The following is a 7826-nucleotide window of genomic DNA, read 5'->3' on the forward strand; positions in this document are numbered from 1 at the left end:
GTTGTTTAAGATAGGTTTATGTTAGTTTTGGGAAAATGAATAGTTAGTTTTTGGAAAAAACAGTAAAAAAGAAAAAGCAGCTGCAGGAATATGCCTGTCAGCTGCTTTTCACATTCTATTCGGGGGAATCTCCTTTCCTTCTTTCTTTTCATCTCTCTTCTCATCTTTCTGCTCTTTTCTCATTCTTTCCATTCCTCAAACTCGAGTTCCAACTCTCGGTACTCAGGTTTCAGGGTACTGTTCTCCTTGTCTTCCTTCCGGGCTTCTTCTGAGGAGGCATTGCTTATGGACAGGCCGAGCAGACGGATGGGACGACTCGAAGAGTAATCCACCAGTTGAAGCAGTCGCTTGGCAAGGGGAAGAATATCGTCCTTTTTCGCCAGAATCTTCTCCTGAGAGATGCTGCGGGTAATCTGGGTGAAATCCGAGAACTTCACCTTCAGCGTTAAGGTCCTTCCTTCGAAACCGCTCTTGGCGATTCGCTCCAGCAGTTCAAGCACCGTATGGTAGAGTTCGATTATCACTGCCGACTTGGAATAGATGTCCTCCAGAAAAGTCTGTTCACATCCCACGGATTTGCGTTCCCGATAAGTGATGACGGGGCGTTTGTCTATTCCTCTAGCGAAATGATAGAAGATGTGTCCGGCTTTACCGAATACCTCTACGAGATGTTCTTCGGATACTTTCCGTAGGTCGGCACCATTGTAGATGCCCATGAAGTGCATCTTCTGTAGGGTCTTCTTACCTACGCCCCAGAAATCTTCTACAGGGAGCTGGGCGATGAAATCGAGAGCCTTATCGGGATGAATGGTGCAGATGCCGTCTGGCTTCCGGTAATCGGATGCCACCTTGGCAAGAAACTTGCAGTAGCTGATGCCTGCCGAGGCTGTGAGACCTGTTGCCTCCTTGATACGAGTCTTGATTTCCTTTGCAATATCTACTGCCATCTCTATGTCCTTTTTGTTGTGTGTTACATCTAGAAAGGCTTCATCAATAGAGATGGGTTCGATGAGATCGGTGTATTCCTGGAATATCTGATGTATCTGATGAGATATTTCTGCATAATAAGAATGCCGACAAGGCACGATGATGAGGTCAGGACAGCGCTGCTTGGCTTGGGCAATAGATTGTGCTGAGTGTACGCCCCATTTGCGAGCCTCATAGCTTGCAGTAGAAACCACACCGCGAGGTCCGTCGAAGCCCACCGCTACGGGTTTGCCCCTCAGTTCGGGATTGTCTCTTTGTTCTACCGCTGCAAAGAAAGCATCCATGTCGATATGTATAATCTTCCGTTCTTCCATTGTCTATATGTTATGCACTTTTTATTAATTGCGTGCTTTGTTTGTTGCAAAAATACGAATTATTTCTTTCTTATGCAAATCTTTTCTTTTATTCTTATTAATATTCGTTCATCTGCTGGTAATTATGTTTCATTGAACGAATTTTTGTATCTTATGAAATGATTTTTTAAGCCGCTGTTCAGACCTTTATGTATTTTTGCAGCAGAAATCAAAACATTAACGCTAACAAATTAAACATTTAAAGTATGAACAACTTTTTAAATGGAAAGAGCGCAGCCATGATGCTTGCACTTTCATTGGTAAATGTTACAGCAGCTTTTGCACAGGATGATAATTCTAGTGCGAAGGAAGAGGGTAATCGTAATGTGATGCTCAATGCAGCCAGTGCGAATGGTCCTCGTGAGATTCAGATAGGCTTGCCTTCTGCCGATGTCAACGTTTTGGAGAATGGTTTGCCTGTTACTTACGCAACCAATCCTCATTCTGTGAATACCATCTGGCGTGGTGATGCAAGTTTAAGCCATCAGGGATTGCTCAAGATTGCGGAGACAGCCATCACTACCGGTAACATTGGTTATGCCGTGAACTCTTTTACCCAGAAGGGACAGAAAGGATTCAATGGTACTCTGAACTATAAGAGCAATCACTTTGGATTGCAGGAATTCTCTTTGAATATGAATGGTGATTTGGGTAAGGACTGGTACTACAGCTTTAATATGTATCAGGATTTCGACCCGGGAACCTTCAAAATCAAGTCAACTCCTTATCAGGACCGTACTCAGATTTATAAGGCGCTCCTCACCAAAAAGTATAACGGCAACCGTGGTGAATTTACCGCTATGTATAAGTATGCCAACAGTCATAATGTATATAACTATGCCACCCAGAGTGCTCCATTCATTTATGTAGGTGATGGAAGCGTGAAGGAGTATGGTGACTTCAAGCTCGGTACCACCTCTTATCTTCCTATTGATAACGAGATGACTTATCGCAATATGCGTACCGGCAAACTGGAGCAGACTTCTCTCTATGATGCCTGTCTGAACAAGGCAAGCGAGGTTACCCTGATGAACAACTACCGTTTTGACAACGGTTTGAACTGGAAGGCAACCCTGAAGTACGACCATTCTCGTGGTGCGATGGTTTATCAGACTCCGATGTCTATCATCGATTTGAAGAGCGATGCCAATAAGGGCGTATATAATTATATGTATCGTGATATCGATGGACAAACCAAGTCTTATGATGGTCAGTATGTGCAGACCCGTATGTCTTGCCTCAATTCCGGAACCCTCGATGAGGCTCTCTTCACCACCGAACTCAGCAAGAAATTCAGTACTTCCACCTTCCGCATCGGCATGAACGAGTGGTTCTACCATATTGATTATTGCTCAAATACAACCATGTATGATCAGAGCGTTCCATCTGATGGCAGTTATGCGTTGCGTGTCTGGGATGCTAACCAGCGCAACAGCTATTTCTACGATTTCAACAAGAACGCCTCTGAGTATTACAAGGGAAGCGAAAATAAACTGGCTCTCTACTTCACCCACGATTGGGACGTGACCAATAAGTTGAACCTCTACTATGGTGCACGTTTGGAGTGGCAGAAGCTGAAGGGTGAAAATGCAGCAGTGAAGAATGCAAACGGTGATTTCGTAGGTCGTTTTGCCGATTATTGTCTCGGTGCTACGGCAGCAGATGGAACCAAGATTGCACCAGCAGACTTGAGTTACAACTGGTTGAACTACGATTTCTCTGTAGCAGCAACCTATAAGTTGACCGATAACTTCGGCTTCACGGGCGATTTCACTTACATTGTGCAGCATCCTAAGTTCGAGGCCTTTGCTCCAGCTACATTGCCAAATACAGGTAAGATTTCTGTGCCACTCGGTCGTGCAGGTATCTACTACAACAACTCTTGGCTGAGTTTGACATCGTTGTTCTCTTACATCTCAAAGACCAACAACAACTCAACTCTGAACCTGCAGCATGGCAGGGAGATCAAGGCTGCGCCAATGACTTACGATATCCAGACATGGGGTTGGACAACCGATGCTGTGGCTCATCCTTTCAAGGGATTCGATTTCCACTTCCTCTTCACTTATCAGAAGCCAACTTACAAGAAGTATGAAACCAGCATCACCTTCAGCGATGGCTATGTTGGCAACATCAATGCCACTGGCAATATCGTTGCCGAGATTCCTGAGATTCTCATCGAGTTGGATCCAAGCTACATGATTACAAAGGATATCAAGCTTTGGACAAGTTTCCGCTACTTCAGTAAGACTTATGCCAATATCAACGAGGCATATTACTTCAATGGTCACTGGGAGACCTTTGGTGGTTTGAACTGGCAGGCAACCAAGCGCTTGGCTCTCGGTTGCACGGTGGTCAACTTCTTGAATCAGACTGGTGCCAAGGGTAGTATCGCAGGTGCCGAGCTGATTACCAAGGAAGAGGCTAAGGGAATCAAGAATCAGATTATGACGGGAAGTTATCTCCGTCCATTCACTGTAGAGTTTACAGCTTCTTTGAAGTTCTAAGCGATATAAATATCAATAAACATCATCGACAGCTCCTATATATAATATAATGTATAGGGCTGTCGGTAATAAGACAAACAATAATACGTTATAGATATAAACAATAACAATTAACAATAATTTTACAATGGAAACAAACAAAATGTTGAAGGCTGCCTGCCTCATGTTGATGGCATCAGCTACAACTTCTGCCTTTGCACAGAAGATGAATATCGAACACAAGGGTGATACTACTATCATCAAGGTGGAGAATCCTACCAAGTATCTTCTTCTCCCTATCCAGGAAGAGAAGGATGAGGCCCAGGTTTTGCTCGATACAGGTTCTAAGGATGATACCTGGATGGACGTTCGCCTGGCTCAGAATGGTTCTGATTACTATGTGCCTTTTGCTTTGGGCAAGGGTAAGACTGCTACCGTCAAGATTCTAGGTCTGAAGAAAGATGCTTTGGCACTGAACTTACTAAAACTCAGCAATACATTCGATACAACCAATACCGATTACTATCGTCCATCTTATCACTTCACTCCGCTCTATGGTTGGATGAACGACCCTAATGGTATGGTATATAAGGATGGAGAGTATCATCTCTATTTCCAGTATAACCCATACGGAAGTAAGTGGGGCAATATGCACTGGGGACATGCTGTGAGCAAGGACCTGGTTCATTGGGAGCATCTCGATCCAGCTATCGCCCGCGACCCTGTAGGTCATATCTTCTCTGGTAGTTCTGTCATCGACAAGAAGAATACGGCAGGTTTCGGCAAGGATGCCATCATCGCTATCTATACCAACAACAGTGTGAACCACGATGAGGTGCAGTGCATTGCCTACAGCAATGACAATGGTCGTACCTTTACCAAGTACGAGGGCAATCCTGTGTTGACTCCATTCGATGGCTTGAAGGATTTCCGTGACCCTAAGGTGTTCTGGTATGAGAAGGGAAAATGCTGGTATATGATTGTTTCTGCCGATAAGGAGATGCGTTTGTACAAGTCAAAGAATCTTAAGAAGTGGAATTATGTTAGTGCCTTCGGTAAAGGTATAGGTCAGCAGCCATGTCAGTATGAGTGTCCTGACTTCTTCCAGTTGCCTGTAAATGGTGATAAGAAGAAGATGAAGTGGGTGATGACGATGAATATCAATCCAGGCTGCTGGTTTGGTGGCAGCGCTACTGAGTATTTCGTAGGCGATTTCGATGGCAAGAAGTTTACTTGTCCTGATGCCAACGAAGTAAAGTGGCTCGACTGGGGTAAGGATCACTATGCTACCGTTACCTTCTCAAACACAGGCGACCGAGTCCTGGGTATCACCTGGATGAGCAACTGGCAGTATGCCAACCTTACTCCGTTCAAGCAGAACCGTGGTGCCAATGGTTTGCCTCGAGAGTTGAAACTTTACGAGAAGAACGGTAAGTATTATATTTCAGAAGATGTAGCTCCAGAGGTTTATGCATTGCGTAAGGACACCAAGAATGTAGCAGATGCTTCTGTTGCCGGCGAAAAGATGCTTGCTGGTGTTGCAGCTAATATGGAGGGAGCTTTCGAGATTGAGGCAGATGTAACTCCAGATGCCAACGGCATTGCCGGTATTGAGATTTCTAACAACAAGCGTGAGCGCACCCTGATTTATTTCGATATGAAGCAGGGCAAGGTGGTTATGGATAGAACAGAGAGCGGTTTGACCGATTTTGGCAAGCAGGCAGTTCCTCACGATATCGAGTTGGCTTGGGACAAGCAGCTGGCTGCAGAAGGCAAACAGCCTGCCCGCATCACCAACTCCATCAATTACAAGAACGATTTCGCTCTGGCTACTTGGGCACCATTGAGTCTTTGTGAGGATGGCAAGAAGACCTATCATGTTGATATCTTCGTAGATAAGTCATCTGTTGAGCTCTTCGTAGATGGCGGTCGCATCGCCATGACCAACCTCGTCTTCCCAGTAGCTCCATACGAGAATGTGAAGCTCTACACCCAGGGTGGTAAGGCTGAGTTCAAGAACCTGAAGGTTCATAAGCTTGGATTGTAATCACGTAAAATCGTGTGTTTCGGATAAAATATAATAAAAGCCGCAATTTGTAAACGCAAACTGTGGCTTTTTCGTTTTTTTATGCTATCTTTGCACACAGATAGTGTTTTTAAAGATAGATTATCATGGAACAGCAAGTAAAACTACTACCTTATGGGGTGGCAGATTTTGCTACGGTAATAGAGCAGAATCTATATTATGTGGATAAGACGATGTTTATCCCGGAGCTGGAGAAGCAGCCTCGCAATCTCTTCTTCATCCGTCCTCGTCGTTTTGGTAAGAGCATATTCTTGAGTATGCTCTATTCTTACTATGACTGTACGCAGAGCCATAAGTTCCAGAGTCTTTTTGGAAATCTGTGGATAGGCCAGCATCCTACTCCTTTGCAGGGAAAGTATCAGGTGCTGTTCCTCGATTTCTCCCAGATTACGGGTAATATCGACAAGCTTGAGACAAAGTTTAATTCTTATCTCAGCATCAACCTTGATGCTTTTGTCCGTCAATACTCAGAATATTACCAGGCAGAGATGGAAGAAATCCTGGCGCAGGAAGATTTCGAGGAAAAGATGGAACTGATATTCAAGGCTGCCAAGGCGCACCAGTATCATCTGTATCTCATCATAGATGAGTATGACAACTTCACGAATGTCATACTCAACGAACGTGGTGAGAAAGTGTATCATGCGATTACCCATGCCGACGGCTTTTATCGTGATGTCTTCAAGAAGTTCAAGGGTAATTTTGAGCGTATCTTCATGATGGGTGTGAGCCCTGTAACCCTGGATGATGTGACGAGTGGATTCAATATAGGTTGGAACATTTCTATCAAGCCGGAGTTTGATGAGATGCTGGGCTTCTCTACCACTGATGTGATGGAAATGTTTACCTATTATAAAGAACATGGTAGTATTCCTGCTGATAGTGATATTGATGCCATCGTCAATGATATGAAGCCATGGTATGACAATTATTGCTTTGCAGAAGAAGCATTGAAGAAGAAAACTCGTATGTTTAATTGTGATATGGTTCTTTATTACCTTCGCAATTACATGGATTACGGATGTTCTCCTCGTCAGATGATAGACCCGAATACCCGTACCGATTACGGCAAGATGAAGAAACTGTTGCAGTTTGACAAGCTGGATGGAGAGCGTAAGGGCATTATCCGCAAGATAGCAGAAGAGGAGCAGATTGTTACCCAACTTTATGAGTCGTTTTCTGCGTATCAGATTCCAAAGGCAGAGATATTCCCAAGTCTTCTGTTCTATTATGGCATGTTGACCATCAAGGGAACTCGTGGCTCCAAGCTCATTCTGGGCATTCCAAACAATAATGTCCGCAAGCAGTATTATGGTTATCTGGAAGAGGAGTATCAGGCAAAGGCTTATGTGGATGTCAACCAGCTCACCGATTACTATTATGATATGGCATATGATGGTAAGTGGGAAGAAGGATTGCGCTTTATGGCGGATGCCTATGCCAAGGTTTCTTCGGTGCGTGATGGCATTGAGGCTGAGCGAAACCTGCAGGGATTCTTTATGGCTTATCTGAATCTGAATGATTATTATATCACGGCTCCAGAGTTGGAGTTGAATCATGGCTATTGTGATTTCTTCCTTTTGCCAGACCTTACCCATTATGCCAGTCAGCATAGCTACATTCTGGAGTTGAAGGTTCTTTCGAAGAAAGATTTCTCTGCGATAGTTGAAGGTGAGTTCACGGAAGATGGCAAGCCTATGACCAAGGCCGAGAAACAGTGGTGTGAGGCTGTAGAACAGATTCATCGATATGCTGAGGCTCCAAGGGTTGAGGCTTTGCGCCAAGGCACAAAACTCCATCTCATCATCATGCAGTTTGAGGGGTGGGAACTTAAACGGATGGAAGAAGTATGAAATTAATGAAAAGACTTTATATTCAATAGTTCGTTAAAATTTGAGATAATGGCTAAGCAGC

4 protein-coding genes are annotated in these 7826 nt (G+C 44.2%); 3 read left to right on the plus strand and 1 reads right to left on the minus strand.

The features are described 5' to 3' along the window. Nucleotides 1–179: 179 nt before the first annotated feature. Entirely contained in the window at nt 180–1301 is a 1122-nt protein-coding gene (gene dinB, locus DXD25_RS09725) for a DNA polymerase IV (protein WP_117663313.1), read from the minus strand. Nucleotides 1302–1546: 245 nt separating this feature from the next. Here dinB and DXD25_RS09730 point away from each other — a divergent pair, with 245 nt between their 5' ends. The 3 genes from DXD25_RS09730 to DXD25_RS09740 all read left to right on the plus strand — a co-directional run bounded on the left by DXD25_RS09730 (nt 1547) and on the right by DXD25_RS09740 (nt 7765). After that, nucleotides 1547–3847: a TonB-dependent receptor gene (locus DXD25_RS09730; RefSeq protein WP_117663315.1), complete on the plus strand. Its 2301-nt coding sequence runs from the start codon at nt 1547–1549 to the stop codon at nt 3845–3847. A 127-nt stretch (nt 3848–3974) separates the two neighbouring features. Next, entirely contained in the window at nt 3975–5873 is a 1899-nt protein-coding gene (locus DXD25_RS09735; protein WP_117663316.1) for a GH32 C-terminal domain-containing protein, read from the plus strand. Nucleotides 5874–5998: 125 nt separating this feature from the next. Next, on the plus strand, nt 5999–7765 hold the full coding sequence (locus DXD25_RS09740) for an ATP-binding protein (RefSeq protein ID WP_117663318.1): 1767 nt from the start codon (nt 5999–6001) through the stop codon (nt 7763–7765). Nucleotides 7766–7826 lie beyond the last annotated feature (61 nt).

The sequence above is a fragment of the Prevotella sp. TF12-30 genome, from assembly GCF_003436715.1.
Lineage (GTDB): Bacteria > Bacteroidota > Bacteroidia > Bacteroidales > Bacteroidaceae > Prevotella > Prevotella copri_A.

Excerpts from the sequence above, each read along its gene's own strand:
- DXD25_RS09730 (WP_117663315.1), top strand. The coding sequence starts at position 1,547 with ATGAACAACTTTTTAAATGGAAAGAGCGCAGCCATGATGCTTGCACTT.
- DXD25_RS09740 (WP_117663318.1), top strand. The coding sequence starts at position 5,999 with ATGGAACAGCAAGTAAAACTACTACCTTATGGGGTGGCAGATTTTGCT.
- dinB (WP_117663313.1), bottom strand. The coding sequence starts at position 1,301 with ATGGAAGAACGGAAGATTATACATATCGACATGGATGCTTTCTTTGCA.
- DXD25_RS09735 (WP_117663316.1), top strand. The coding sequence starts at position 3,975 with ATGGAAACAAACAAAATGTTGAAGGCTGCCTGCCTCATGTTGATGGCA.